At 61.9% G+C, this 25,869-nt stretch carries 24 protein-coding genes; 14 read left to right on the top strand and 10 right to left on the bottom strand.

The window, feature by feature from the left end; all coding sequences use genetic code 11:
- Window positions 1-19: 19 nt before the first annotated feature.
- Together GSQ83_RS00665 and GSQ83_RS00660 are read left to right on the top strand one after the other, a co-directional pair.
- A complete protein-coding gene (locus GSQ83_RS00665; protein ID WP_158800796.1) occupies window positions 20-1,048 on the top strand; it encodes an acylglycerol kinase family protein in 1,029 nt (342 codons plus the stop codon).
- A gap of 35 nt (window positions 1,049-1,083) precedes the next feature.
- Complete coding sequence (locus GSQ83_RS00660) at window positions 1,084-1,959, top strand: hypothetical protein (RefSeq protein WP_158800795.1); 876 nt, start codon at window positions 1,084-1,086, stop codon at window positions 1,957-1,959.
- A gap of 3 nt (window positions 1,960-1,962) precedes the next feature.
- Here the strand turns inward: GSQ83_RS00660 and spt are convergent, their stop codons facing one another.
- The 4 genes from spt to GSQ83_RS00640 form a co-directional block, all read right to left on the bottom strand.
- The gene (gene spt / locus GSQ83_RS00655) at window positions 1,963-3,183 is read right to left on the bottom strand and encodes a serine palmitoyltransferase (RefSeq protein ID WP_158800794.1); all 1,221 of its coding nucleotides are present in this window, start codon (window positions 3,181-3,183) and stop codon (window positions 1,963-1,965) included.
- A gap of 1 nt (window position 3,184) precedes the next feature.
- Window positions 3,185-3,451: an acyl carrier protein gene (locus GSQ83_RS00650; protein ID WP_254065422.1), complete on the bottom strand. Its 267-nt coding sequence runs from the start codon at window positions 3,449-3,451 to the stop codon at window positions 3,185-3,187.
- Window positions 3,452-3,986: 535 nt separating this feature from the next.
- Window positions 3,987-5,045 (bottom strand): calcium/proton exchanger, encoded by a 1,059-nt coding sequence (gene cax / locus GSQ83_RS00645; protein ID WP_158800793.1) that lies wholly within the window; start codon window positions 5,043-5,045, stop codon window positions 3,987-3,989.
- An 85-nt stretch (window positions 5,046-5,130) separates the two neighbouring features.
- The gene (locus GSQ83_RS00640) at window positions 5,131-5,811 is read right to left on the bottom strand and encodes a GntR family transcriptional regulator (protein ID WP_158800792.1); all 681 of its coding nucleotides are present in this window, start codon (window positions 5,809-5,811) and stop codon (window positions 5,131-5,133) included.
- 369 nt (window positions 5,812-6,180) lie between these two features.
- On the opposite strand from GSQ83_RS00640, the gene GSQ83_RS00635 reads away from it, so the two are divergent.
- The 6 genes from GSQ83_RS00635 to GSQ83_RS00610 are packed head-to-tail and all read left to right on the top strand — an operon-like array spanning window position 6,181 to window position 12,932.
- Window positions 6,181-7,587, top strand: a complete 1,407-nt coding sequence (locus GSQ83_RS00635; RefSeq protein WP_216849849.1) for a substrate-binding protein — start codon at window positions 6,181-6,183, stop codon at window positions 7,585-7,587.
- 36 nt (window positions 7,588-7,623) lie between these two features.
- On the top strand, window positions 7,624-8,460 hold the full coding sequence (locus GSQ83_RS00630; RefSeq protein ID WP_158800791.1) for a branched-chain amino acid ABC transporter permease: 837 nt from the start codon (window positions 7,624-7,626) through the stop codon (window positions 8,458-8,460).
- Window positions 8,453-10,258, top strand: a complete 1,806-nt coding sequence (locus GSQ83_RS00625; protein WP_254065421.1) for an ABC transporter permease subunit — start codon at window positions 8,453-8,455, stop codon at window positions 10,256-10,258. The genes GSQ83_RS00630 and GSQ83_RS00625 overlap by 8 nt, the downstream gene beginning before the upstream one ends.
- Window positions 10,258-10,962: an ABC transporter ATP-binding protein gene (locus tag GSQ83_RS00620; RefSeq protein WP_158800850.1), complete on the top strand. Its 705-nt coding sequence runs from the start codon at window positions 10,258-10,260 to the stop codon at window positions 10,960-10,962. Before GSQ83_RS00625 ends, GSQ83_RS00620 begins: the two co-directional genes overlap by 1 nt.
- Before the next feature lie 10 nt (window positions 10,963-10,972).
- Window positions 10,973-11,707 (top strand): DUF1028 domain-containing protein, encoded by a 735-nt coding sequence (locus tag GSQ83_RS00615; protein ID WP_158800790.1) that lies wholly within the window; start codon window positions 10,973-10,975, stop codon window positions 11,705-11,707.
- 1 nt (window position 11,708) lies between these two features.
- Window positions 11,709-12,932 (top strand): amidase, encoded by a 1,224-nt coding sequence (locus tag GSQ83_RS00610; protein WP_158800789.1) that lies wholly within the window; start codon window positions 11,709-11,711, stop codon window positions 12,930-12,932.
- Between the two features lie 102 nt (window positions 12,933-13,034).
- On the opposite strand, the gene GSQ83_RS00605 is transcribed toward GSQ83_RS00610, so the two are convergent.
- A complete protein-coding gene (locus GSQ83_RS00605) occupies window positions 13,035-14,387 on the bottom strand; it encodes an MFS transporter (RefSeq protein WP_216849847.1) in 1,353 nt (450 codons plus the stop codon).
- Window positions 14,388-14,515: 128 nt separating this feature from the next.
- Complete coding sequence (locus GSQ83_RS00600; RefSeq protein ID WP_254065420.1) at window positions 14,516-15,007, bottom strand: MarR family winged helix-turn-helix transcriptional regulator; 492 nt, start codon at window positions 15,005-15,007, stop codon at window positions 14,516-14,518.
- An 18-nt stretch (window positions 15,008-15,025) separates the two neighbouring features.
- On the opposite strand from GSQ83_RS00600, the gene GSQ83_RS00595 reads away from it, so the two are divergent.
- Complete coding sequence (locus GSQ83_RS00595) at window positions 15,026-15,535, top strand: amidase family protein (protein WP_254065419.1); 510 nt, start codon at window positions 15,026-15,028, stop codon at window positions 15,533-15,535.
- Between the two features lie 62 nt (window positions 15,536-15,597).
- On the opposite strand, the gene GSQ83_RS00590 is transcribed toward GSQ83_RS00595, so the two are convergent.
- The 3 genes from GSQ83_RS00590 to GSQ83_RS00580 form a co-directional block, all read right to left on the bottom strand.
- Entirely contained in the window at window positions 15,598-17,145 is a 1,548-nt protein-coding gene (locus tag GSQ83_RS00590; protein ID WP_158800788.1) for an amidase, read from the bottom strand.
- A gap of 213 nt (window positions 17,146-17,358) precedes the next feature.
- Complete coding sequence (locus GSQ83_RS00585; protein ID WP_158800846.1) at window positions 17,359-18,357, bottom strand: LacI family DNA-binding transcriptional regulator; 999 nt, start codon at window positions 18,355-18,357, stop codon at window positions 17,359-17,361.
- 83 nt (window positions 18,358-18,440) lie between these two features.
- Window positions 18,441-19,430: an aldo/keto reductase gene (locus tag GSQ83_RS00580; RefSeq protein ID WP_158800787.1), complete on the bottom strand. Its 990-nt coding sequence runs from the start codon at window positions 19,428-19,430 to the stop codon at window positions 18,441-18,443.
- A gap of 312 nt (window positions 19,431-19,742) precedes the next feature.
- Here GSQ83_RS00580 and GSQ83_RS00575 point away from each other — a divergent pair, with 312 nt between their 5' ends.
- From GSQ83_RS00575 to GSQ83_RS00555, 5 genes are all read left to right on the top strand, one after another.
- A complete protein-coding gene (locus GSQ83_RS00575; protein WP_158800786.1) occupies window positions 19,743-20,762 on the top strand; it encodes a substrate-binding domain-containing protein in 1,020 nt (339 codons plus the stop codon).
- A 114-nt stretch (window positions 20,763-20,876) separates the two neighbouring features.
- A complete protein-coding gene (locus tag GSQ83_RS00570) occupies window positions 20,877-22,397 on the top strand; it encodes a sugar ABC transporter ATP-binding protein (RefSeq protein WP_158800785.1) in 1,521 nt (506 codons plus the stop codon).
- An 86-nt stretch (window positions 22,398-22,483) separates the two neighbouring features.
- Window positions 22,484-23,437 carry an ABC transporter permease gene (locus tag GSQ83_RS00565; protein WP_158800784.1) on the top strand — a complete coding sequence of 318 codons (954 nt, stop codon included), beginning with the start codon at window positions 22,484-22,486 and terminating at the stop codon, window positions 23,435-23,437.
- 13 nt (window positions 23,438-23,450) lie between these two features.
- Window positions 23,451-24,413, top strand: a complete 963-nt coding sequence (locus GSQ83_RS00560) for an ABC transporter permease (protein ID WP_158800783.1) — start codon at window positions 23,451-23,453, stop codon at window positions 24,411-24,413.
- A 478-nt stretch (window positions 24,414-24,891) separates the two neighbouring features.
- The gene (locus GSQ83_RS00555) at window positions 24,892-25,287 is read left to right on the top strand and encodes a hypothetical protein (protein ID WP_158800782.1); all 396 of its coding nucleotides are present in this window, start codon (window positions 24,892-24,894) and stop codon (window positions 25,285-25,287) included.
- A gap of 380 nt (window positions 25,288-25,667) precedes the next feature.
- On the opposite strand, the gene GSQ83_RS00550 is transcribed toward GSQ83_RS00555, so the two are convergent.
- The coding region (locus GSQ83_RS00550; RefSeq protein WP_158800781.1) for a hypothetical protein at window positions 25,668-25,869 on the bottom strand (202 nt) is incomplete at its 5' end.

The following is a 25,869-nucleotide window of genomic DNA, read 5'->3' as shown; positions in this document are numbered from 1 at the left end:
CCTCCATCCCCACCCTAGCATGAGTCCCGCCGTCACGGATGTCCGCATTGAGAGTGTCCGGCAGTTGATGGCCGCGCACGAAACGAATGCGGCTGCATCGCGGCGGATCGGGCTTATCATCAATCCACGCAGCCATGCCAACAAAGCGGATCCGGTCCAAATGGACGCCGTCCTTGCACGGCACCCTGAGATAAGCCGCGCATCTCCGGCCAATGCCGCGGCGCTGCACGAGGTGCTTAGGACTTTCGCATCCGACAAGATCGAAATCCTTGTGATCAGCGGGGGAGATGGCACGGTGCGCGACGTTTTGAGTGCGCTTGCAACCAGCGACTTCTCGTCGCTGCCGGAAATTGCAATCCTTTCCGCCGGAAACACAAATCTGGCAGGACGCGTGTTGGGTAGCCCAGGACACGGCGAACGCGCGCTCGAAAAGCTTATCGCCGCAATCACAAACAATCTGACCCGAAGAAGGACCTGCCCGATTCTCCAGGTGTCCTGGATCGGTGAACCGGCGCGGCCTGCTGTATGCGGGTTCCTGTTCGGCGCCGCCGCCTTTACCGAAGCGAAGCGAATTGCCGCCGAAAGCATCGAGCGACGCGGGATTCATCAAGGTCTCGCGGTTGCCGTGGCTTTCGCGGCGACCGTCGTCAAAGCCCTGTTCGGTCGCAGCCGCACGATGTCGGGCGGAGTCCAGATGGAAGTCTGCATCGATGGCGGATCGCCGGATGGCGCGCGCAGATTCCTGATGTTGGCGACAACGCTCGACAGTCTGATGCTGGGACTCTGGCCGTTCTGGGGCCATGGTCGCGGCGGTATCCGTTGGCTCAATATCGATGCACCGCCGCTACGGCTGAGCGCTGCTTTGTGGGCGGTCCTTCTGCGACGGCCACGCGAGTGGATGGCGAGAAGCGGCTACAGATCGGGACGCGCCGATAGCCTCCGCATTCGCATGGAAAAGCCGTTCATCCTGGATGGGGAGGCTTTCGACGCAGGCTCTGACGGGATCCTGCTTTCGGCGCCGTTTAGCGTAACGGTCATCACCGCGTAATGCAGGCGGGCACGCATACGTCGATCGAAGATCTGGTGGCCGCGGAGCTGGCGAGACCGCCGCCCCCTGAGATTCAGGCACTCGCCGCTGAGATCATCCGCCGTCATGGAGACAGCGTGAACGCGGTTTTGTTTTATGGCTCCTGCCGGCGTACGGGCGATATGTCGGGCCTGCTCGATCTCTATGTTCTGCACAGTGGACACCGCGCGTTCCACGGCCGGCGCATCGCAGCTCTGCTCAACCGACTTCTGCCTCCGAATGTCGTTCTACTTACGCCGCCGCCCGGCCAGGAGGGCGTTCGCGCCAAAGTCGCCATCATGTCGGAGCGACAGTTCGGCGCCCGTGTGCGGCGGACGTCCTGGGACACCACGATTTGGGCACGCTTTTCCCAGCCGGCGTCGCTTCTCTATGCACGGGATGAGCCGACCCGGATTCGGATCGAATCGATCCTTAGTCAGGCCGTCCGGACCGCGGCTCTTTGGGCACTCAAGCTGAGCAGAGCATCGGATACGCCCGCAGATGCCTGGCAAGGGTTGTTCGCCCAAACCTATCGGGCGGAAATTCGACCCGAAAGGCACAGCCAGCCGGAACTTCTCTACGGCGCGAATGTCGAATGGTTTGAGAGCACACTGTCAGCGGTGCGTGCCGAGAGTCTGGCGCCATTCGTCCGTGAGGGGAAGCCGCAACCGCCGCTCGGCTGGGTTTTGCGACGCCTGTGGGGCAAACCGCTCAACCTGATGCGGATCATGAAGGCCATCTTCACGTTTGAAGGCGGCGTCGACTATGTAGTTTGGAAGATCCGGCGCCACAGCGGCATACACCTGACGGTAACGCCCTGGCAGCGACGCCATCCGATTTTGGCAGCGCCAAGTTTGCTTTGGCGTCTGCGCCGCTTAAGGATGCAACGCTAGCGCCTATTGCGCTGCCGGGAGAAAGGCTTCGCGAGCGTGCTGGACGACGCCGAGTTCGATTCCGACGGTCGTGATCGTTTTAATCGCAAACTCGATCTCGGCGCTGGTATGGGCAGCGCTGACGCTGCTCCGCAGCAACGATTGGCGTCCCGGCGTCGCCGGCGGCAGGGCTAGATTGGCATAGATCCCGAGAGCCAGAAGCTTGTTCCAGAAGACAACCGCGATCTCGGGGCTATCGAATCGTATCGATACGATTGGGCTAACGGTTGGGCCAAGTAGAAAGCCTGCTTTAGCAAGACCATCATAGAGACGCGCGGCATTCCGTTCCAGATCGCTGCGCAGGCCCGGCTTAGCCACAAGCACCTCAAGCGCCTGCGTGACGCTCGCGGTAACGGAAGGGGGAAGGGACGCGGTAAACATATACGCTCGCGACGCCAATCGCAAAACATCAAAGTCGGGCATATCTGAAACACAAAATCCCCCGATACTGCCGAGGCTTTTGCTGAATGTTCCGACAATGAAATCGACATCGTTTTCGACGCCGGCTTGCTCGGCGAGGCCGCGGCCATGCTCGCCCAGCACCCCCAAGGAATGCGCCTCATCTACGAGGAGATAAGCGCCGGTTTCGCGCTTGACCGCGGCGATTTCCTTCAGCGGCGCGATGTCGCCCAACATGCTGTAGATCCCCTCGACAACGATCAACTTGTCTCCTGGCAGGTCGGCTAGAATTCTAAGGCGGCGAAAGAGATCATCGGGATCGTTATGCCGAAAGCGAGTGACCGAGGCCTCGCTCAGTCGGGCCCCGTCATAGATGCTGGCATGGCTATCCGCGTCCAGTAGCAAATGGTCCTCGCGCCCCGCGAGCGCCGTGAGCATGCCCAGGTTGGCCTGATAGCCCGTTGTAAAGAGCATAGCTGCCGCGCGCCCGAAGAAGTCCGCGATCTTCTGCTCCAGCATCTTGTGACCGCTATAGGTGCCGTTGGCCGTGCGCGAGCCCGTGGTGCCCGTGCCCTCCAACCGAAGGGCTTCGGTCGCCTTGGCCACGCAGCTCGCATCGAAGGTCAGCCCGAGATAGTTATTCGTGCCAAGGAGAAGGACGGGCCGCCCGTTGACTATTCCCTGCGTTGGAGACGAGATCTTTTCGAAATGAACGTTGAACGGGTCCTGTCTTTCGTCGCGCACGCGCGCATAGGCTTGCTTAAGGTGCTCATACTTCGCAAGCATTTTACTGAGTGACCTGCGCCGATTGTGGTTCGAGCACGCGAGCCAAATCTCCTATCGTCTCGATACCGGCAACAATATCCAGCGAAATGACGGTATTGAACTTGACCTCAAGCTCCAGGATGAAATCCATCACAGCTATTGAATCAAGGTTGAGATCCCGGACGATATTTGTCTGAGGGGTCACCTTGGCCAGTACGTCCGGTGTCATTCCTTCCAAAGTCCGAATAACGTCAATAATTCTGCTAATTACGCGCTCATCATCGGCCACAGCCTAAACTCCGTTGCACAGGCAGCAAAACGCATTCCGAACGCCACGATCCGATGTGCCATCCGAACGGTTTAACAGGAACGACATTTTTTGGTAGCAAAAGTTTTTTATATCTCATACCCTGAAGTGTCCACACCTGAACATGCAAGTACGGGCGGCTAACGCGTGAGGTAATCCTCTCGTGTCTCGAACTTGGCTCGGCTTCGCTCGGCCGCCGTCACTCGCTCCGCAATGCCGTCGCTTCACTCTCCCTGATGCAACTCCATGCGAGCAATCACGACCACTGCGGACAATGCGCCCGCTCTGGTGAATGCGACCAAAGATCTGAGGTCGACGACGGTTGTTGAAGGGACGAATGCCGATCTGGCGGAGTGTGGACACGGGACTACGCGAGATTTGCGCTGCCTGCGTTACCGGCTATCCATCGTGACGATCGAATCCGCCAAGTCCTGTTTGTTGCGGAAGCGCCATAACTGCGGAGCCCAGACCTCATCGGGGGCGCCTCGTGTCACAACCGAGGTAGTGGAGTGATGGCTCAGGCTGATCCGACGAAGAAGAAGGCCAGACCGAGCAGCACATAGACCCCGACCAGAAGCAGTCCCTCGAACCAGGTCGTCTCGCCGTCGGCGGCGATCGCGCGGACGATGAAGGCGGTTCCGCCGATGGCGAACAGCTCCAGCGGATCGAAGACCAGGTTCATTGGGCTGCCGATCAGCCATGAGGCCAGAACCAAGATCGGCGCCACCACCAGCGCCATCTGGATGGCCGAGCCGATACAGATGCTGAAGACGATGCTCATGCGATCCTGCCGTGCAAAGGCCACCGCAGCGAAGAGATCAGCCGAAGTGCCGACCAGTGCCAGCACGATGATGCCGAGAAAGGCCGGGGCGACCTGGAGTGTTGTCGCCGTTGCCTCGACCGCATCCGAGACGAGTTCGGATTCGAGCGCGATGAAGACGGTGCCGACGACCAGCACCGCTAGCGAGCGGGACAGGCTCCAGGCGGGGGCGCCGCGCTGCTCATCCCCCGCGAAGACGTCCCGGTGCGTCACTAGGGTGAAGACGAGGTTGGCTCCGTAAAGCAGCAGAAGCACGATGGAGGCGCCGATGCTGACCCGTTCATCCACTGCCGCCGTGTCGGGCATGCCGGCATGAGCGCGCAAATCAAAGATCGCCGGCAGTAGCAGGGCGACCACGACCAGGATCAGCAAAGTCGACAACAGGCCGGTATTGGCGCGGTTAAAGGTCTGTCGTTGCCGCGAAAGGCCGCCTACCAGCATCGCCAACCCCAGGCCTAGCAGGCTGGTTCCGATGATCGATCCGGTGATCTGCGCCTTGACCACTGATGCCTGGCCGTGGGCGAGAACGAACAGCGCCAGCACCAGTTCGGCGATGCTGCCGAAACTGACGTTGAGCAGGCCGCCAATCGCGCTGCCCGCCCGCTCGGCCAGTTGCTCAGTTGCCTTGCGAACCCAATCTGCCAGGACGGCAACGGCGATCACGCCGCTGACGAAGAGCCAGATCGGGCCTGCACCGAGCGGATATTTCAGAGCTAGCGACAGCGGGATGAATAACAGAAGCGCCAAAGAGGTCATCGGTTGTCACGCACCCCTCGGCTGCCTGGAGGTTTCCTACTTGGTCGCGAGAGGCCAGTTGTCAAAACCTTGGAGCCAAGCCCCATCAGGTTCGGACGGTCGCGTGCTCTAGCGTCATCTGCCGGCTTTGCACGTCGCGCTCGATCGCGCGCAGGGTCTGCTCAAGGTGCGCGGCGGTCTTTGCCGCGGCTCCTGTCTCGTCCTGCAGCCGGTAGAGGCGCAGAAGTTCGATATGGTCCGCGTTGTTCAGGGTCATCAGTTCCGGCGTTGCATGCATCGAGAGGGACACGTAGGACCCTGCGGCCTCGGCAAGGCTGGCAACGATCCGCGGCAGCCGCCCTTCCGAGGCGCCGGCGTTCAGGAGCCGGTGGAAGTCGACGTTGAGCGCTGCCCAGCGTTCCGGGTCCTGCTCCTCGGATAGGCGTGCCTGGACGGTATCCGCCTCGTCGAGGTGTTCCATCGTCGCAAGCGCGATCGCGCGTTTGGCCAGCATCGGCTCCAACACGATCCGCAGTTCGTAGAGTTCGCGAACGTCTGCCAGGGTAAGACCACGCACCAAGGCGCCCCGATGGGTGTCCAGCCCGATCAATCCCTCGGCGAGCAAATCGCGGAAGGCCTCTCGCACCGGGGTCGTACTAACCCCAAGGCGGGACGCTACTCCCTCCTGCCTCAGGCGCGTACCGGCAAGGTGCTCGCCCTTCAGGATCTCCGCCCTCAAGGTGCCGACAACGTAGTCCCGCGCCGTCTTTGGTCGCCTATCCCCCATGTGATCGTCCTCGTTCATCACAGCGGCCCGCTGTGCACCGACCAAGAAAGTGCGTCCAGCCCTGTCCGATCCAGGATGCGCCGCCTTTCTGCCCTTTTCTACACATTGTGCACAATATCTGAACAGGCGCCTCGAGAGAGGAGACCGCTCGGCCGGCGTCGCACTCCGGTGCCCCGCATCGAGGAAGCCAGGGTTTTCCGCTCGTTATTCGAGGATAAATTTCTGATCGTCAGGCGTCACCTTCTGGCACGGGGCTTGCGAAGCTTGCTCGGCACACCCGACCTGGAGATTACCGATGACCGGCTCATTCGTAGGATCGTTTTCGGCGCGGCGCCTACAAAATCGCCGGAGCTGTGGCGGTCTCGGCCCTTGTGGCTCCCGGCCCGTCCGCGCGGCGAAGCCTGTGTCGAGACCATTGAACCCGGCGAGATCATCGAGATCGAATGCAACGCGTGCGTGATCACGTCGACCGACTCCAAGATCACGCCAGATGAGGTGCGTTTCCCTTTCGTCAATCCGGCGACCAATCCGCTCTTTGTTCAAGGCGAGAAAACCGTCGATAATTTCAGGAAAAAAGTGATGAACCCCGCTGCTAAATTCTCAGTCAGGTTCCGCCGTCGGCTTCTGACGGCGTCAGCGATCACCCTCGCGGCATTGCTGTCCACTGGCCTGTCGCCGGCCAAAGCCCAGGATGTCAAGATCGGCATTCCGATCGGCTTGAGCGGCGCCAACAGCGTCGTGGCGCCCTCGGTTGTGCAGGCCGCGAAGCTTGCAGTGGCGGAAATCAATGCCAAGGGCGGCATTCTAGGCAAACAAGTGGCACTTGATGTTGCCGATGACGGCAGCGGAGCGGATGGCGCCGTCAAGGCATTCAACTCATTGGTGCTGCAAAAGAATGTCAACGCCATCATCACGATGGAGACAAGTGCCGCCCGCAACGCCGGCCTTCCCATCGTGTCGCGTGGCAAGGTGCCGTTCATCTATACCTCGTCCTACGAGGGACGTTCGTGCAACCGCTTCCTGTATGTGGACGCTTGGGTTCCGGAACAGCAGGTTCCACCCATCGTCGATTACTTCCAGAAGGAGAAGGGCGCGAAAACCTTCTTCCTCGTTGGCAGCGACTATGCGTTCGGCCGCGGGATGCTGGCCTTCACGCGGAAATACATAGAAGCGCATGGCGGCAAGGTCATCGGTGAGGAGTATCTCCCTATGGATGCTTCCGACTGGACTCCCGTATTGAGTAAGCTTCGCACGGCGCATCCGGATGCGTTGATCAGTTCAACTGCCGGCGGCGCGCCCAACGTCACACTCACGAAGCAGTTGCGCGGCGCGGGCCTTCAGGTGCTTTTCGGCAACCTCGGGGTAGATGAAGGCACGGCGAAGACGATCGGCGCAGACGCCACGGGAACCTATATGTCGCAGTCCTACCTGACGACGCTGGACAACCCGGAAAACAAAGCCTTCGTTGGCGGCCTGCAAAAGATGTTCGGCACCGACATGAAGACTCCGAATGATTTGTCGGAGCCCGAATATGACGGCATCTATCTCTACAAGGCGGCGGTCGAGAAGGCCGGTACGTTCGATGCCGTCGCGGTTGCTCATGCGCTGCCGACGGTCAGCTTTACCGGTGCGCGCGGTCCCATCGCGATGGACAAGCAGCATCACGCGCCGCTGACCATGTATCTCGGCCAGGTCGCCGCGGATGGCAGCGTGCGCGTCATCCAGAGCTTTCCAAATGTCGATCCTGGCGAGCAGTGTCCGAAGCTGAAATCCTAGCTGGTCTCTCGACGGTCGCGACGAGGATCCTGTCACGTGAATAACCTGCTCCTGGACGTCGTTACGACGGCAGGGATTCTCTTCGTCGTGGCCGTCGGCCTGCTCGTGGTCTTCGGCGTGCTCAAGATCATCAACTTCGCGCATGGTGGTTTCCTCACGATCGGCGGATATGCGGCGCTGATCGTGACGCAACTCCATTGGAGCCCATGGGCCGCCCCGCCGGTGGCCTTGATACTCGGCATTCTGCTCGGCATGCTCGTTGAGCGGCTGATCGTGAGGCCGCTCTACAGCCGGCCGCTGGATGCCATTCTTGCGACCTGGGGGCTGAGCATCGTCGTCGTGCAGCTCATCACCATCGGCTTTGGGCGTGGCACGGAGTTCGTTTTGAGTCCCCTGCAGGGCGCGGTGGCACTACTCGGCACCAGCTATTCCCTCTATCGCCTGGCGATGCTGGTTGTGGCGCTCGTGATTGGCGGCGCGATCGCCGGTATCTTGCAGGGCACCCGTCTCGGTCTCGCGGCGCGCGCTGTCATCATGAACGAGACCCTGGCACAGAGCCTCGGCATCAACAGCGCACTGGTCCGTTTCGCGACCTTCAGCGTCGGCGCCGGTCTTGCCACGATGGCTGGATCGCTGATCACACCTTTGCTTAGCATCGATCCGCTGATGGGCGTGCCCTGGCTGCTCAATGCGTTCATGCTGGTGATGGTCTCCGGCACTTCGTTGGTCAGCCTGGCCGTGGCCTCGCTTGTTTTGGGCGGCGCTCAGGTGGTGGTCAGCACTTATGGCAATCCGGTGCTCGGCGCGCTGACAATTGTGGTGCTTGCAGCCTTGCTGCTGCGGATCAGGCCAACGGGTTTCGCCCGTGCGTGACGTCCGGCTGCCTTCGGAGCGCCTGAAGCGCGACCTCCGCCTTCTCGCAGTTCTTGTGGTCGTCGGCTTGGTTCTCGTCGCCGGCGGTCCGCTCGTTCTCGACCGCTACTCCGTCAGCATTCTCATCCGTTCGTTCTTGTATGGAAGCATCGCCGTCACCGTCGATATACTCTGGGGATTCACCGGGGTTCTCTCTTTCGGGCAATCGGCCTTCTTCGCGATCGGTGCCTATGCTTGCGGTCTCGCTTTTACCCATTACGAGATCTCGCCGGGTGTGGCCCTCGCGGCGCTGGCGGCAGCCTTGGTTGTCGCCTGTCTCGTCGCCATGCTGGTCGCCTGGCTCGCCTTCGGCGCTCGCGTCTCAGCGCTCTACGTTTCCGTTGTCACGCTGGTGCTGTCGATCGTCTTCGTGCAGGTGATCTACGCAGGCGGCGACTTCACCGGCTCCAGCAGCGGCCTTTCGGGATTCGACACCTTCGACCTTTCCGCCGGGGCGTGGTTTCGCATCGCGGGCGCCGGCCTCGTCGTGATAACCGCGCTCGGCTGGATCTTCGTGCGGAGCGATATGGGCTCTCTACTCGTCTCGATCCGCGAGAACGAGACACGCTGTCGCTACTTCGGCATCTCGGTCGCCTGGGTGAAGGGCGGCCTGCTGGTCGCTTCCGCCATGGTCGCATCGCTCGCGGGCTTCGCTTACGCGGGATACAATGATGTCGTGGCGCCGGATCTCGGCAATTTCCAGTTCGGCACCGAACTGGTCATCTGGGTAGCGCTTGGTGGGCGCGGCACCCTGATCGGGCCGGCGATCGTGGCTGTGCTGGTCGATTTCGTCAGCGCCTATCTCAGCGGCAGCCTGCCGTTCATCTGGGAACTGATCATCGGCGCCGTTTTCATCGTGGTGATCGTGGCGATGCCACAAGGCTTGGGGCCAGCGCTGGTATCGCTTATTCGCTGGATGGTGTCGCGACCCGCAGGGGCGATCGCTGTCGCCGCACGCCTGATACCGGCGCCTGTCCGGAGCACCGCTATCCTGCCCGAAACGCCGGCCATCGAACTCCACAAGGTCGCGCGGGCCTATGGCAGCCTACATGTCCTGGAGGACATTACCTTCACGGGGCGCCGCCGGGAGCTTATCAGCCTCGTGGGTCCGAACGGCGCCGGCAAGACGACGCTGATTCGCTGCATCAGCGATGGTCAGGAACGCAGTGGGGGCCAAGTGGTTCTGCAAGGCCGCGACATCGGGCGCAGGGCGCCGGAGCTTTGCGTGCACCTCGGCCTAGGCCGCAAATTCCAGGCGCCGACCGTATTCGATGCCCTCACCGTAGCGGAATCGCTACGTGTCGCCCGCTCGCGGATCGAGCCGCTGTCACCCTGGCGCCGCGCCGACGATATCCGGCTGCCGGAAGCCGCGTTGCGGGTCGTGCGGGCCACCGGCCTGGAGGCTCAGATGGCGACGACCGTGCGCCACCTCAGCCACGGCGCCAAGCAGGCGCTGGAACTCGCGATGGTGCTGGCGATGGAGCCGACCGTGCTGATGCTGGACGAGCCGACCGCGGGTCTCACCAAGCCCGAACGGACGGTGATCGGCGGCATTCTCATGGAACTGGTCGCCAAGCACGACCTTTGTATCCTGCTGATCGAGCACGACCTTGCCTTCGTGCGGGAAATCAGCTCGCGCATCATCGTTCTGCATCAAGGCCGGATCGTGCTCGACGGCGGCGTTGAGGAGGTGGTGTCTTCGGATCTCGTCCGGACCATCTACACGGGCGAGCCCCAGGCCCTTGGAGAACCGGCGTGATGGCCGAGGCCGCGCTGCAACTCGACGGCGTCACCAGCGGCTATGGGGAGGCCATGGTACTGCGCGGTGTCAATCTGACGCTCGCTCCTGGTGAGGTGCTGGCGGTGCTGGGTAAGAACGGCATGGGCAAGAGCACGCTGCTCAAAACCATCATGGGCTTCCTGCCGCCGCGAGATGGTCAGATTTATATTCACGGGCGCGACGTCACGCGCGTGGCGCCCTATCGCCGCGCCGCCCAGTCGGTCGCCTATAGCCCCCAGGAACAGGCGATCTTTCAGGATCTGACAGTGAGTGAGAACCTGCGGCTGGGCCTGCGATCCGATCGTCGGTCCGCCGCCGCCACGGAACGAGTGACGGCGTTCTTTCCGTTCCTCGGCAAACGCGGTCGTCAGCCGGCTGGCACGCTTAGCGGCGGCGAGCAGAAGATGCTGATCATGGCGCGCGCGCTGCTGTCCAACCCGCGCCTTTTACTGATTGACGAGATCTCCGAGGGGCTGCAACCGTCGGTAATCCTACGCTTGGGCGAGGTGCTTCGCCGCGAATGCGCGACCCGCGAGCTAACGATCCTGATCATCGAGCAAAACGTGCGGTTCGCCCTGTCCGTCGCGTCGCGCTATGCGGTACTGGCGCGGGGTGAGATCGTCGATGCCGGCGCGGTCGGGCCGGGGGCTGAGACGGCCATTCAAGATCATCTCGCGGTTTGAGGACGGCGCCATGCAGCTTAATACCTTCTCCATCGCCGCCCGCTGCCCGCGCACCGGCATGCTGGGCGTCACTGTCAGCACGGCGGTGCCAGCGGTGGGCTCGCTATGTCCCCATGTCAGGCCGGGCGTCGGCGCTGTCACGACGCAGGCCTGGGTCAACCCCTACCTTGGCTTCCAGGCGATCGAGACGCTCGCCAATGGTCAGGATGCGACGCAGACGCTCGACGCCATCCTTGAGAAGGACGCATCGCGGAACCTGCGCCAAATCGGCGTGGTTGATGCGCGCGGCATGTCGGCCAGCTGGACCGGCGCGGATTGCACGCCCTGGTGCGGCCATGTCACCGGCTCCGGTTACGCGATCCAGGGCAATATGTTGACCGGCCCCGAAGTGATTGCGGAGATGGAGCGCGCCTTCCTCGCCAGCGAGGCGTCCGAACTCGCGGAACGCCTGATGCTGGTGCTGGAGGCCGGTCAGGCCGTCGGCGGCGATAAGCGTGGCAAGCAGTCCGCCGCCATTCTGGTCTTCGACACGGAAGAATATCCCTGGGTCGATCTGCGGGTCGATGAGCACCACCATCCTGTATCCGAGCTACGCCGCATCTGGAGTATCTACCTCCAGCAGCTTCGGCCCTTCCTGACGGGGATGCCGCGAAAGGGTTTGCCGGCCGGGCCGACGCCGGAGGCCGTGACAAAGATGCTGTTGACACCACCGCCCTTCCGTCCAGGCGGCGGTGGAAGCTTTTGAGATGAGCGATCACGATGAGGCGGGGCGGGAACGCCCGGCCAGTGAGGCGGTGAGGCGAAGTCTCGCCCGGATCCTGGCGCGGGAAGAAACCATCCACGCATGGGCTGAGGTCGATACGGAAGGAGCCCAGGCGCAGGCGCGAGAGATCGATTCCGCGCCATCGCGACTTCCGCTGGCGGGTCTTACCCTCGGGGTCAAGGACATCATCGATGTCGGCGGATTGCGATGCGAGTTCGGTAGTCCGATCTACCGGGGGCGACTTGCATTCAGTGACGCGGCCTTGGTCGCCACGCTCAAGTCGCTCGGGATAGTGGTCGTGGGCAAGGCGGTCACGACCGAATTCGCCTTCCTGAATCCGCCACACACGCGCAATCCGCATAACTTGGCCTATTCGGCCGGCGGATCATCGAGCGGATCGGCCGCCGCCGTTGCGGACGGTCACGTTGATGCGGCGCTTGGCACGCAGACGGCCGGTTCGATCCTGAGGCCGGCATCATTTTGCGGCGTCGTCGGCTACAAGCCGACCTTCGGACGATTCAGCCGCGCCGGCGTGCTGTCGACCTCGCCATCGCTGGACACGGTCGGATGGCTGTCGAAAGACATGGATACGACAATCCGTGTGCACGACGCGCTGGGCGGCGAGCCATTGGGAAATGCTCAAGCGCGCTTTGGCTTTTTCCACGGCGTTCACGCGATGACGGCGGAGCCTGCCATGCGGCTTGGCATCGAGCGTCTCGCGGAAAGTCTCAAGGCTACAGAGGTTCCGTCGCCGCCAATGCTTCTCGATAACCTGCACGCGACGGTGATGAGATACGAATTGCGTCAGGAACTGGCCACTGAATTCCTTCAGCACCGCGACCAATTGAGCCCGCTGCTGAAATTGTATTTGGAAGATTCGCCGATACAGCGCGCCGACTATCTGGGCGCACTGGAACATCGCGACCGCTTCGACATCGAGCGGATGTTCGCGGGCGCTGATGTTCTTCTCACGCCAGCGGCACCGGGGGAAGCGGTGGAATACGGAACCACGGGCGATCCCTGTTTCAATCGGCTGGCGACTTTGCTCGGCCTTCCGGCCATCAGCCTGCCGTTCGGCCGCGGCCCCAAGGGCTTGCCGCTCGGCGTTCAATTGATCGCGCGGCGAAACCAGGACGACGTGCTTCTTGCCACAGCGAGGCGGCTCGACCTCCATCTTAGGACGCTGACCATCGACCCAACGCGCTAACTATCGCGAGAACCACTACTTTCGCGCAAGAGATCACGCGAAAGAACAAGCAGCATCAGATCCTTGATATGCGCGGCCGACCCAAGCAGAGAGCCGTAGCGGTCAAGATGCCTGGGCGAGGATGGCCTCCGATCCAGATCGGCGGCGGCCGATTGAGATCGCGAGGAGGGCAGCTAACAGGCAGAAGGCACCCGCGACATAGAGCGACGGAAGATAGGTCCCGGTGAGAGTGCGAATGGCGCCCGCCCCAAAGGCCGCCGTTGCCGCGCCTAGCTGGTGTCCTGCGAAGATCCAGCCGAAGGTGAGATTGGCGCGTTCGGTTCCGAAGCGATCAGCCGCCAGCCGGACGGTCGGCGGCACGGTCGCTACCCAGTCCAGACCGTAGAACATCAGGAACAGCGAGAGGCCGTAGAGCGAGAAGTCCGTGAAGGGCAAATATAGCAGCGACAATCCCCGCAGGCCATAATACCAGAACAGCAGCCAGCGGTTGTCGAAACGGTCGGACAGCCACCCCGACAGGATCGTGCCGATGAAATCGAACACGCCGATGACCGCCAGCATCCCGGCCGCTCCAACTGGAGCAACCCCGAAATCTCCACAGAGCGTGATCCAATGCGTTTGAATGAGGCCGTTGGTGCTTAGTCCGCATACGAAGAAGGTGCCGAACAATATCCAGAAGGTGCGGCTGCGCGCCGATTCGCGTAGCGCAGCGATTGGCGAGATCAACAATGTCCGAAGCCCGTGGACCGGTGCGGCTTCAGGCGCCCAGGCCGGCCCATCATCTCCGAAAGGTGCGAGTCCCACATCCGATGGCCGGTCGCGGATGAGGAGGAGTACGAGGCTCATCGCCGCCAGGAGCATGATGGCTACGACAAACAAGGCGGTTCGCCATCCGAACCGCGTGGTGAGTTCCGCGAGGAGTGGCAGGAACACCAGCTGACCGGTCGCGTTGCTCGCGGTCATGAGCCCGACGACGAGGCCTCGCCGTTTCGAGAACCAGCGTGTCGCGACTGTCGCGCCCAACACCAGCGCTGTCATGCCGGTGCCGATCCCGATGACGACGCCCCAGAAGAGCACTAGCTGCCACAACTGGGTCATCACGAAGGAGCCCAGGATGCCGCCCGCGATGAGAAGCAGCGCGACCGTGACGACGCGCTTTATCCCGAACCGATTCATCAACGCCGCCGCGAAGGGTCCCATGAGGCCGAACAGCAGCAACCGCACGGCCATCGCCGAGGAAATATCAGCGTTCTGCCAGCCGAACTCGTGTTGTAGTGGCGCAATCATGACACCCGGCGCACCCATGGCGCCCGAGGTTGCGAGCATCGCCAGGAAGGTCGTCCCGGCGACCACCCAGCCATAATGGATGCCGCGGTTCGCGAGATAGGCCGCCAGCCGGGTCGAGATCACGTCCGTGCCCCGCGGTGAGAGATTTCCAGCCGCATCAGCTGGCATGCCGCACCTGACCCTTGCCGAATGGGCTCTTCGTGATTTCCCGCCCAGACCGGCCCGTTCGCCGGTTGATCTTCTCTATCGGCATGGCCTCACTCCATTTAGGGTAGCTACCCGCATCAGTCCAAATGTTAGAGCGATTGGAGCGACGCCAGGAGATGCGCCGCGGTTGCCGGGCTGAGACTTGCCTCGATCTTCCTTTGCGCCCCAGCCCAAAGCGGCGCGCCAAAACGCAATACGTCATGCCCGGCGTCGTCCAGAGTGACGGTCGCCTCCCTTTGGTCGCTGCCAGCGGCGACCCTTACCAAGCCCATGCGCTCGAGCACTTTGACGTTACGGCCGACCGTCGAGCGGTCTAGGTCGGTCACCCGACCGAGTTCAGTCAGCGAAACAGCAGTCGCCCGCTTGATGCTGCGCAGAAGGCTGAATTGCGCGATGTTAACCCCGGTTGGCTCGAGCGCGGTATCGTAGATCGACGTCGCCTTTCGCGCTGCCGCCCTTAGGGCGATGCAATAACACTGATTGACCATAACGCGTGTATATACCCGCAAATCCGTTTGCGCAAGTGTTGGCGACAGCGCCGGAAAGGAGGGCGGAGGTAGGACGAAAAGCCTCTGCTTCAAGAGTCTCTGGTGCGATCGGTGAAAGAGGCGGTTGCCGCGAGCCTTAAAACTTGTGCGATGTACGTTCTTGCTGCGGAGAATTACGACGCCCTTGTTTTCTTCGCTATGCGCGGAAAAGCCATCGGTTTGCACCCGAGGGCAGAGGATGATGGCTCTGACTGGCGGAATCGCCAGAAGATCATGCTGCGGCGGCATGCCTTCACCGGCCGGGTGAAAACGCTATTCGACAGCATCGACCTGATGCTCGTCCCGGTCCAGAGCGTGGCCTCGCCGACCGTCGAATGGATGGGCCGCTTGGGCGGCAACGAAGCGGTGCTGCAAGGACTTCTGCAATTCACTTGCCCCTTCGACATGTCAGGTAATCCGACCATCACTCTTCCCGGTGGTTTTACGCCGGACGGTATGCCCATCGGCTTCCAGTTCGTATCGGCACACTGGGCCGAGTCACTTCTGGTGCGAGCGGGGGTCGCGTACCAAGGCGCGACAAATTGGCATCGCCAACACCCGCCGCGCCTAAGAAGTGCGTAAGACTAACATTCCCATCACGCGTACCCTTCGCGGCCTCTGGCGGCTCGGCATGCGAGACAGGTTCAGGGGCGGCTGAGCACTGGCGCGCGGCGGTGTTTGGTCGCGGACTCATAGGCGAAGGCATAGGCGAGCAGATCCGCTTCGCTCCACATGCGGCCCACGAAGATCAGGCAGAAGGGTGCGCCAGAGGCGTAATAACCTGCGGGCATCGTGACGCCCGGCAGGCCAGCGATATTGATCTCACTTACCGTCGTCTCGTCGATGCGCTGACCGCCATGCAGGGGCTTCAACGCATTGCGCATCTGCGGGAAGACCAGCGCATCCAGCTTATGTTCCGCAACGACGCTCTCGAAGATCTCCAGATAGGCCGTCTTCGCCGCGATAAATTCCGACAGATTGGGCGGCCGTGTCGGGTCGGCGAGGCAGTCGTTGAACTGCGGCAGGTTGGGCATGAAGCTAAGCACTCCGCCGGGCTCGAAGGCGTTCTCCTTCGCGGTCGCGGCCGCGAATTCGGCAAAGGTCTTCAGCGCCGCGTTTGGTCCCAGTCGCTCCAGGTATTTCGTCAGGTCGTAGGGCACGGATTCGAGACCACGAGCATCGTAGGTATCGTGCGGAACTGTCGATTGACGGATCTCGACGAAGCCGGTTCCCAGGAAGGGATCGTCCACCAGCACCGCACCCTGCGCGATCAACTCGCCCTTCGCCCGCTCATAGAGGCTGATGGTCTCGTCGGATAGCGGCATGTCTCGCCAGCCGGGACCGTAGAGACCGATGCGTTTGCCCTGCAGCGCTGTGGTGCTAAGCTTGGAACTATAGCCGCCACGGGGAATGTGGCCGACCCCAGCGACGGTTTTCGGGTCCTCGGTCGTGAAGCCGGCCAGCACGTCGAGTGTCAACGCCGCGTCGCGCACGCAGCGCGCGATCGGTCCCACGACGTCGCGGTAGCTCGACAGCGGCACGACACCCGTATTCGGCACCAATGCGAAACTTGGCTTGATTCCTACAAGGGCCTGCGCGGCCGCTGGATTCTGAATCGATCCGCCGGTTTCTTCCGCGAGGCCCAGAACGGCGAGGCTTGCTGCGACCGCGGTCGCAGTGCCTGCGCTGCTGCCGCCCGGCAGGAATTCGCGATTGACCGCATTGTAAGTCGGGCCCGCCCAGCTGTCATTCGCGTGGCTTCCAGTGTGGCTGAGGACGGGAATATTGGTCTTGCCCAGAATGATGGCTCCCGCTGCCCGCATCCGGGCAACCACGGGCGCATCGGTGGCGGGCATCAAGTCCACGCCGCCGGTTTTGCTGTGGAGCAGACGCCAGCCGGCGGTGGTAGGAAAACCCACCATGTCCATGGCGTCCTTCACCACAACGGGCACACCGGCGAGCGGGCCGAGGGTGTCGCCGGCCGCCCGGCGACGGTCGATCGCCCGCGCGTCATCCAACGCGTCCGGGTTCATGAAGCAAAGGGCATTGTAATGGGTGTTGTAGGTGGCGATGCGGTCCAGGAAAGCCTGCGTCAGCGCTTCGGAGGTGATCGCGCCACTTGCGAAAGCGGCTTGCGTCTGCTCCAGCGTGAGTTCGACCGGGTCAATTGCGGGGGACGCAACGTTGTTCATCACAGGCGCTCCAGTCGATTGGATTCGCAATTCCGGTTCCAGAAGCCAGCTTCGATGTAGTCGTTCCCCAGGTCAATATGGAGGCTGCTTGCGGAGCGCTATCGGCAGGCTACCGTGACGGTTGGTCTCGAGCGAGACATGTTCCAGCTTATGCTGTCTCGCATGGCTCAAAGGGCGTCTTCTCGATTGCTGTTCTGAGTGTTGAGAGGGAAATCATGTGCTCTCGCGCTGAATGACGTGAAACGGCACGAGCATGACTTCCGGTGCTATGGGTGTCTGCCTGCGCCGGCCTTCGATGGCTCTGAGAAGCAGCTCGGCTGCGGCATGGCCGATGCCGAAACCGTCGATGGAGACCGTGGTGATCCGCGGGTGGCAGCAGCGCGAAACCTCGAAGTCGCCGAATCCCGCGATGCCGATCCGTCCCGGTACGGACCATCCTCGCCGGTGACATTCCATGACGGCGCCAAACGCCGAGAGGTCTGAAACGCAGACGGCCGCATCGACATCAGGCCATTGCGAGATGAGATGCACGATTGCTTGCCCGCCTTGCTCCATCGAGATCGGGGGCTTGCCGAAGGAAATGACGCGGCTGCGCGGCAGCCCAAGCTCGGCGATCGCGCGTGTATAGCCAAGGCGGCGGTCGGCGCCACGCGTGTCGCGATTGCTGCTGCCTCCGATGAAGCCGATATTGCGATAGCCGCGGGCGTGCAGATCATGCACCAGCTTGCCCGCCGCATCCGCATTGGAGAAGCCGACGACATGTCCGACGGGATCGGCCGGTATGTCCCAGGTCTCGACGACTGGAATGTCAGCATCGAGCAGCAGGCGTCGCGTGCGTTCGGTATGGCGACCACCCGTGACGATGATTCCCTCGGGCCGGCGCCGGAGCATAGACTCCACGAGCCTTTCCTCCTTCTGCACCAGATAGTCGGTGTAGCCGAGGAGAAGCTGCAAATCCCTCCCCTCGACAGCCTCGGTGACGCCACGCGCCGTATCAGAGAAATTCGAGTTGTTGATTGAGGGAATCAAAGCGGCAATGAAGCCAGATCGCTTCGACGACAGCGTTCCGGCTGTTTGATCGAGAACATATCCAAGCTCATCGACAGCGGCGATAATCCGGCGCTGGGTCTCCGCCGCGATCGAGCCGCCCTTTCGCAAGGCGCGAGACACGGTCATGGTCGAGACCCCGGCGCGCTCGGCCACGTCGGCCATGGTCGGCTGAGACCGGCGCGGCTTGCCCGCCGGATGCATCCTAGCCAGTCCGCCCGTAACGAAAGCAGGGGCGGCCGGTGCTTCTACCAGCGTTGGTGTACATAAGGCTTCACGTCGTGATCGTAGATCGCCTTCAGCTCCGCCATGATCTCCGGCGATAGAGGCGGCAGATCGTCGGCTTCGGCATTGCCGCGTGACTGGGCGACAGTCCGCGCGCCGGGGATCACGACCGTGACTGCCTCGTGCATGAGGATCCAGCGCAGTGCAAACTGCGCCATCGTGGCCTTGTCACCGACCAGCGGGCGGATCCGCTCGACGATCTCCAAGCCTTTCTCAAACGGAACGCCCGAGAAGGTCTCACCCACGTCGAAGGCCTGGCCATCGCGGTTGAAGTTGCGGTGATCGGCGGGATCGAAGCGGGACTGGCTATTGAATTTGCCCGACAGCAACCCGCTCGCAAGCGGCACGCGGGCGATGACCGCGACTTTCTTCTTTCTTGCCAGCTCGAAAAACAATTCGGCGGGTCGCTGCCGCAGAATGTTGAAGATGATCTGCACGCTGGCGACGTTGGGATATTCGATCGCCTTGATGGCCTCCTCGATCTTCTCGACGCTGACGCCGTAGTTTCGAATCTTGCCGTCCTTCACCAGGTCATCGAGGGCAGCGAAGACCTCCGGATGATAAAATAGGTCGGTGGGCGGGCAGTGGAGTTGCACCAGATCCAGCGTCTCGGCCTCGAGGTTTTGCAGGCTCCGCTCAATCCAGATCCGCAAATTCTCGGGCGTATAACCGGCCACCTCCTGCGCGGGCAGGCGTTTGCCGGCCTTGGTGGCAACGAAGGGGCGCGGCCCGCCGCGTTCTCTCAAGACCTGCGCGATCAGCTTCTCGGACCGGCCGTCGCCATAGACATCTGCGGTATCGATGAAGGTGACGCCGAGGTCGAGCGCCGCATGCAATGCGCCGAGCGCCTCACCGTCTTCGACGTCAACCCATTGGCCGCCGCCGATGCCCCAGGAACCGAAACCGATTTCGCTGACCTGTTGGTCGGTACGACCGAATTCCCTTGTCCGCATGTGTCGCCCTCCAGAATGATCGCAGCGTGAGCGATTCGTCACGCATCCCTTGATATCGATAACAGATTTGCGAGCCGGTCAACAATGGCGGATCGGTTAACGCCAGGGGAACCCGTGCGGACCTTCCTCGCCTCTTGATAAGATATCGATAACATGCATTGATGAACCGGGACTGCGGAGAGCAAATTCCTGCGCACCCCGATCGTCGGAGGGTAGATGCAGGTCGTCTGGGACGCGCGAGCAGCGTGACACTATAAGCCTGCGAGCAGTACGGACGGGTCTGACAAAACAAAGAATAAAGGGAAACGTTTGATGGCCAGCAAAGCTATTCGAGCCCTGATCATCGGTGCAGCAACCGCCGCGGCGTTGCTCCCGGCCTGGCTGCTGTCGCCTAAAGCGCAAGCGGACGACTTCCAGCTCGCCATGGTGATCAAGTCCAGCACAAATCCATATTACAAGGCGACTTTGGCTGGCGCCGAGATCGCCGCCAAGGAAATCGGCGGCAGTGTGAAGAATTACGGCCCGACGGAATCGAGCGCGCAAGCCCAGGTCGATATCATCAACAACCTTGCCGATCGCCACATCCCGGCGATCGCTGTGGCGCCCAGCGATCCGGATGCCGTCGTTCCCGCGATGAAGCGTGCCGAGCGGCTCGGCGCCAAGGTTCTCACCTTCGATGCGGATTCCTCGGGCGGGCGCCCCTTCTTCGTCAACCAGGCGACCAGCGATGCCATCGGCCGCTTCGGCGCCGTCCTGCTGATCAAATCCCTCGGACCAAATCCGCAGGGCCAGGTTGCCATCGTCTCCGCCCAGCCGACTGCCGCGAACCAAAATCTCTGGATTGCCGCGTTCAAGGACGAGATCAGCAAATATAAGGGCCTGACGGTCGTCGATACTGTCTACGGCTACGACAATGAGCAGAAAGCCTTCGACGCCACTGTGGCGCTGACCACGAAATATCCGCATCTCGCCGGCATCTTCGCGCCGACCTGTCCGGGCCTTCCCGCTGTCGCGCGGGCGCTTGAATCGGTCAACAAAGGCCATGGCGCGATCAAGGTGTCCGGCAATTGTGTCCCGAGTATCACAGCTAAATACATGCTCGACGGCACGATCGACGGTTTCTATCTGTGGAACCCGATCAAGCTCGGCTACGTGACCTATTACGCTGCGAAAGCTCTGGTTGACGGCAAGATCCAGGGCAAGCCCGGCGAGTCCATCACGATCACTCAGGGCAAGTGGCCCGGGAAATACGTGATTGGTGCTAACGGACAAATTGTCACCGGCGAGCCTGTGCAATTCACCGCCGAAAACTACAAGGACTTCAACTTCTGAGGGCTCGCGAAGAATCGCGGCGAGCACGTGTCCCGTCGGATCTTGATGTCATCGACGCTGCCCGGGGCGCGCGGCAACGTGGCTCCCGGGTATTTTGCTGTTAGGGGCGGCTAGATGCCTCCTGTTGTGGAACTGCACGGAGTCACGAAGCGCTTCGGCGCGATCGAGGTGCTCGGCGGCGTCGATCTCACGCTAGACGCAGGACGGGTTCACGCCTTGGCAGGCGAGAACGGTGCCGGCAAAAGCACCTTGGTCAAGATGCTGGGCGGCATTCACCAGCCTGACGCCGGACAGATTCTGAAGGATGGCGTGCCCATCAAAATGCTCGGCGCCGCCGACAGCCAACGCCAAGGCATTGCCGTCGTCCATCAGCATCCTGCGTTGTTTCCGGATCTCTCCGTTGCGGAAAACGTGTTCATCGGGAGGCAGCCGCGCCGGATGGGGCGAATCGATTGGCCCGGCATGATCAGCCGCGCGAATGAGTTGCTCCTGCGTCTCGGCGTCGCTCTCGATGTTCTGACACCCGTAAAGGCTCTCGGTGTCGCGGAACGCCAGGCCATCGAGATTGCCAGGGCACTCTCAATCAACGCACGCGTGCTGGTCCTGGACGAACCAACTTCTGCACTCTCTCGTCGTGAAGTGGACCGTCTGTTTGAGTTGGTCGGCAGGTTGAAGGTGGAAGGCGTCGCGATACTTTTCATCACGCATTTCATAGACGAAATCCTAGGCTTCAGCGATGACGTGACGGTGCTTCGCTCCGGCCGGCACGTCATTACGGCACCGGTGGAGGAGTTCACGCCGGAATTGATCGTCCGCGCCATGATCGGAACCAGGCTCGAGGCGTTCTTTCCCAAGCAGCAGGCGAAAATCGGCGCGCCCGTCATCGGGGTTCGCGGACTCTCCGGCGCTGGCTTCGTCGAAGATGTGAATTTCGAAGTATGCGCCGGCGAGATCCTCGGCTTCTTCGGCCTTGTCGGTGCAGGCCGTTCCGAGGTTGCGAGCATGCTGTTTGGCATCGTTCGGCCAGACGAAGGCGAAATAGAGATTGCCGGCGCGTCCGTCAGACCCCACTCGCCGCGAGACGCCATGCGACTGGGTATTTCGCTCGTGCCTGAAGACCGGCACAATCAGGGCCTCGTGCTTCCCTTCACCAACCGCGCCAACGAGACTTTGCCCGTGCTGCGACGGCTCTGCGGCCATTTCGGCTTGATGCGTCGCGACGAAGAGAAAAAGATTGCTACCGACTATTCCGCGCGGATGCGAGTCGTGGCGACCGGGATCGAGCAGGTAACCGGCACGCTTTCCGGTGGCAACCAGCAAAAAGTCCTATTGGCGAAGTGGCTGATTCCGGGTCCGCGTCTTCTCATCCTCGATCAACCAACCCGTGGCATCGACGTCGGGGCCAAGTCGGAAATCCATCGCGTCATCTCGCAGCTGGCGACGGAGGGCCTATCGATCATCATGATTAGCGATGACGCTGAGGAACTGATGGGAATGGCCGACCGCATCCTCGTCTTCCGCAACGGTCGCATCGCCATGGAATCCAGGCGCGGTGCTTTCGACCGCGAGGCGCTGCTCCTCGCTGCGGCCCACGCGCCACGTTCATCGGACGCTCAGCCGCCGCGTGCTGCGTGACCGGCATCGGATCCGGGCCGGGTCGGCTTGCGCGCTCGCGCCAGGGCGGAGTTCTTGCGCGGTTGCTGCGTGTCAGGGAGCTGGCGTTGATTTTCGCGCTTGCCATCATCTGCGCCGCGGTCACCCTGCGCGAGCCGCGCTTTCTGGAAAGCGCCAACCTCGAACAGGTCGCCCTCTCCGCGACGCTCGTCTGCATCGTCGCACTAGGGCAGGCGCTCATCATCATCGCCCGGCAGATCGACCTGTCCGTCGGCGCCATGGTCGCCACGGGTGCCTTCGTCTCCGCCGACTGGCTATCTGTCCACCCGCATGCTTCCATCCTCTGGGTGGCGCTGATCGGCTGCGTGGTCGGCGGCCTGCTAGGAGCCGGCAACGCGCTGCTGGTCGCGGGGCTGCGCATCCCGGCGATCGTCGCGACGCTCGGAACCCTGGCGATCTATCGCGGTGGCATCATAGCGCTGGCCGGAGGGCGCCAGATCTCCGCCACCGTGCTCCCCGACAGCTACGGCCATATCGCCGAGATCCATATCCTTGGCCTGTCGCTGCTCGTATGGCTCGCTATTGGCTTGACCTGCGCCCTGGGATGGATGGCGCGCTTCACCAGGTTTGGCCGCAACCTCTACGCCCTCGGCAGCAATCCGGAGGGCGCCCGTTTCGCCGGCATCGCCGTTCGGCGGCACATCGCGGGCGTCTTTATTCTGTCCGGTGTGCTCTGCGGTCTTGTCGGCGTGCTCTGGGGCGCGCGTTTCGGAACGGTGGATGCGGTGATCGCCCCGGATTTGCAACTTCAGACGATTTCTTCGGCGGTCGTCGGTGGCGTGAGCATCTTCGGCGGCAGCGGCTCGGTCTTTGGGGCGGCGCTCGGCTCGATCATCTTCGCGGTGCTGCAAAATGGAGTGCAGCTGATCGGTGTCAGCCAATTCTGGCTGCAAGCCATTATCGGCGCGGCGATCCTGGGAACGGTGATCTTCTACAGCCGGCTGGCCCGCCGGGCGGAGCGAAGCGAACGCCGGTCCCGGCTGGCCCGGTCGCGATCATGACGGGGGTGAGGTCGTGAGCTTCCCACTCAGGCTTTTCGTGCGATGGGAAACGTTCCTCCTGCTGGTTTTATGCGCGACCCTTATTTTAGGTACGCATGTTTCCCGGTATTTTGCCACGTCATCGAATATCTCGATCGCGCTGGCGAGCATAACGCCGGTCGCCATTGTGGCGCTGCCGATGACGCTGGTCATTGTCACCGGTGAAATCGACATCTCGGTCGGATCCATCGTCGGACTTTGCGCCACCAGCATGGCCGTCTGCCTGGAGCACAAGTTTTCGGTGGAGCTTGCCATGGTGGTGGGCCTCCTGGTCGGCACGCTGGCCGGTCTCGTCAATGGCCTGATCATCGTCGGTTTCGGGCTGCCATCCTTGGTCGTCACCATCGGAACGCTCGCGCTCTATCGCGGGATCGCGCAGATCATGCTCAAGGAACGCGGGGTCAGCAGCTTCCCGGACTGGTATCAATCGCTCGGCTTCGGAACCATCGGCAACGGCCCAGTCCCCTGGAGCAGCCTACTCTTTCTCGCCTTGTTCGGCGCATTCGCGATTTTCTTGCATGTGACCCGCTGGGGGCGCGCGATCTACGCGATCGGCAATAATCGAGAGGCGGCGCGGTATTCTGGGATCGACGTGCGCCGAACCATCCTCGGGGTCTTCGTCGCTTCCGGCGCTGTCTCGGCGGTGGCGGCGATAGTGCTGACCGCATATCTCGCCAGCGCACGCTCCGATACGGCCATGGGCCTCGAACTGCCGGTGATCACGGCGGTTGTTCTCGGCGGCGTCAACATCTTCGGTGGGTCCGGAACGCTGCCGGGTGTGCTCATCGGGCTACTGGTGCTGGCTTTCGTCCAGAACGCCTTCGGCCTGGCGGGCATGACGCCGGAGGAGCAGGAGATCGTAACGGGGTCGGTATTGGTCATGACTCTTGCGATCTTCGGCCTGTCCGGCGCGGTTCGCAGGCTGTGGCGCCGCTAGAGCGGGATGTTCACCTGAGAGAGAGGTGACCCGTTTCCCTGCGTGCAGGGTTTCGAGAAGGCGGCTCCGGAAGCAAGATGCCCCAGTAGATGCGGAAATTAAAATCTTGTCGCAAGATTATTGCGTTGTTACGGTCTGTGATTGGTCTAGAAATGACCGCACATCGGATCGCGAAAGAGAGACAGTGTCGACACAAATTTTAGATAAAATACGATTATCTGACTTCGACTCTGAGTATTGCTTCTACGAAGATGAGATCGGCTCCGATATCCTATTGATTATATTCGCCTACATAAATCAGCCACTGAGCATCAAGTCGCACTACCATTATCTCAGCGGCCTTCGATGCAGTAAATTGTTCTTAAATTCGGGCAGAAACGACTGGTATCAGGCCGGCGTCCCTTCGGTCGCTGGCTCATTTTCGGAATTGCTCGACTTCTGCAAACGCCTCAGCGATGAGGAACCCTAGAGGCGGCTCTTGTTCCTCGGTCATTCGATGGGCGGCTTCGCGGCCATCGGGGCCGGATTGGCGGTAGGCCATGCTCGTGTTTTGGCGTCGGTGCCTGAGATAGAGTTATTGCAGCCAGGATCCATGAGCCTCAGACACATGCAGCCAAGAAAACCTACTTATCCCTCCCTGATCGAGATGTTGGCGCAGAATCGCACAACCGCCATCGAGGCAATTCTCGGCGACAAAGATCCCTATGACGTTGCGGTGGCAGAGCGGCTGGGCGAGATGCCCAACACCGATGTCATAATGGTTCCATCTGACCACGGCGTGTTCTGGCACCTGAAAGAGCAGGGCACACTTCGGCCAACCCTGGCCGCCTTTGTTGCGGGCAATAGCGTTAGGAGCATCGTGTCCCCGAGTTAGACATACGGCCCTGACTTGCGGGTTAGGGGGACGGCGATGCGGCACGCGAAGCCCCAATAGAAAAAGCCGAGCACTCCTCCAGACCCTGGCACGGCTGGCATCCCCATGGCTCGCTCGTCATGCTTGTCTTCGCGATAATGGCCGCCATCCGCCATCCGCCATCAGACGAATAAGCCGATTCCCCCTCCAAAAAAAAGAACCTCGCGCAGCCAGAAACCGCCCGGCCTCGTCCGTGGTCGCTTCAGGAAATCGGGAGTGTCGCTCAGCGTCTTTCTCGACAAGGCGTCGATCCGCCAGCGTCATCGCGTGGTCACTCTGGCGACGGGCTCATCAGGCTGCCGCTCAAAAATAACGCATGACACGTGAGTCAAACTGCGGTGCTAGGCCGCGACGGCCCAGTCCTGTGCGGCCGCGATGACGGTGACCGTTACTGTCACCACGCGCTCGACCTCGCTCGGTCCGAAGTCGAACAGCGCCTGCCCATCCGTCCAGCGCCAGCAGGCGCCGCCCTGCCGCTCGATCGCGTGGAAACCCAAGGCCAGGCGATGATCCGCGAGATCCAGCGCCACCCCGTCGAGCGTC

Origin of the sequence: Acidisoma sp. L85, from assembly GCF_009765865.1 — a bacterium.
Classification (GTDB): Bacteria; Pseudomonadota; Alphaproteobacteria; order Acetobacterales; family Acetobacteraceae; genus Acidisoma.
Note: the sequence above shows the minus strand (reverse complement) of the source record. Positions and strands in the feature narration are given on the sequence as shown.

What these genes read in the sequence shown, in the direction of transcription:
- cax (WP_158800793.1), bottom strand. Translation starts at nt 5,045, where the DNA reads ATGACCTCTTTGGCGCTTCTGTTATTCATCCCGCTGTCGCTAGCTCTG.
- GSQ83_RS00585 (WP_158800846.1), bottom strand. Translation starts at nt 18,357, where the DNA reads ATGGCCGACGTGGCCGAGCGCGCCGGGGTCTCGACCATGACCGTGTCT.
- GSQ83_RS00610 (WP_158800789.1), top strand. Translation starts at nt 11,709, where the DNA reads ATGAGCGATCACGATGAGGCGGGGCGGGAACGCCCGGCCAGTGAGGCG.
- GSQ83_RS00665 (WP_158800796.1), top strand. Translation starts at nt 20, where the DNA reads ATGAGTCCCGCCGTCACGGATGTCCGCATTGAGAGTGTCCGGCAGTTG.
- GSQ83_RS00580 (WP_158800787.1), bottom strand. Translation starts at nt 19,430, where the DNA reads ATGCGGACAAGGGAATTCGGTCGTACCGACCAACAGGTCAGCGAAATC.
- GSQ83_RS00570 (WP_158800785.1), top strand. Translation starts at nt 20,877, where the DNA reads ATGCCTCCTGTTGTGGAACTGCACGGAGTCACGAAGCGCTTCGGCGCG.
- GSQ83_RS00605 (WP_216849847.1), bottom strand. Translation starts at nt 14,387, where the DNA reads ATGCCAGCTGATGCGGCTGGAAATCTCTCACCGCGGGGCACGGACGTG.
- GSQ83_RS00575 (WP_158800786.1), top strand. Translation starts at nt 19,743, where the DNA reads ATGGCCAGCAAAGCTATTCGAGCCCTGATCATCGGTGCAGCAACCGCC.
- GSQ83_RS00640 (WP_158800792.1), bottom strand. Translation starts at nt 5,811, where the DNA reads ATGGGGGATAGGCGACCAAAGACGGCGCGGGACTACGTTGTCGGCACC.
- spt (WP_158800794.1), bottom strand. Translation starts at nt 3,183, where the DNA reads ATGCTTGCGAAGTATGAGCACCTTAAGCAAGCCTATGCGCGCGTGCGC.
- GSQ83_RS00620 (WP_158800850.1), top strand. Translation starts at nt 10,258, where the DNA reads ATGGCCGAGGCCGCGCTGCAACTCGACGGCGTCACCAGCGGCTATGGG.
- GSQ83_RS00590 (WP_158800788.1), bottom strand. Translation starts at nt 17,145, where the DNA reads ATGAACAACGTTGCGTCCCCCGCAATTGACCCGGTCGAACTCACGCTG.
- GSQ83_RS00615 (WP_158800790.1), top strand. Translation starts at nt 10,973, where the DNA reads ATGCAGCTTAATACCTTCTCCATCGCCGCCCGCTGCCCGCGCACCGGC.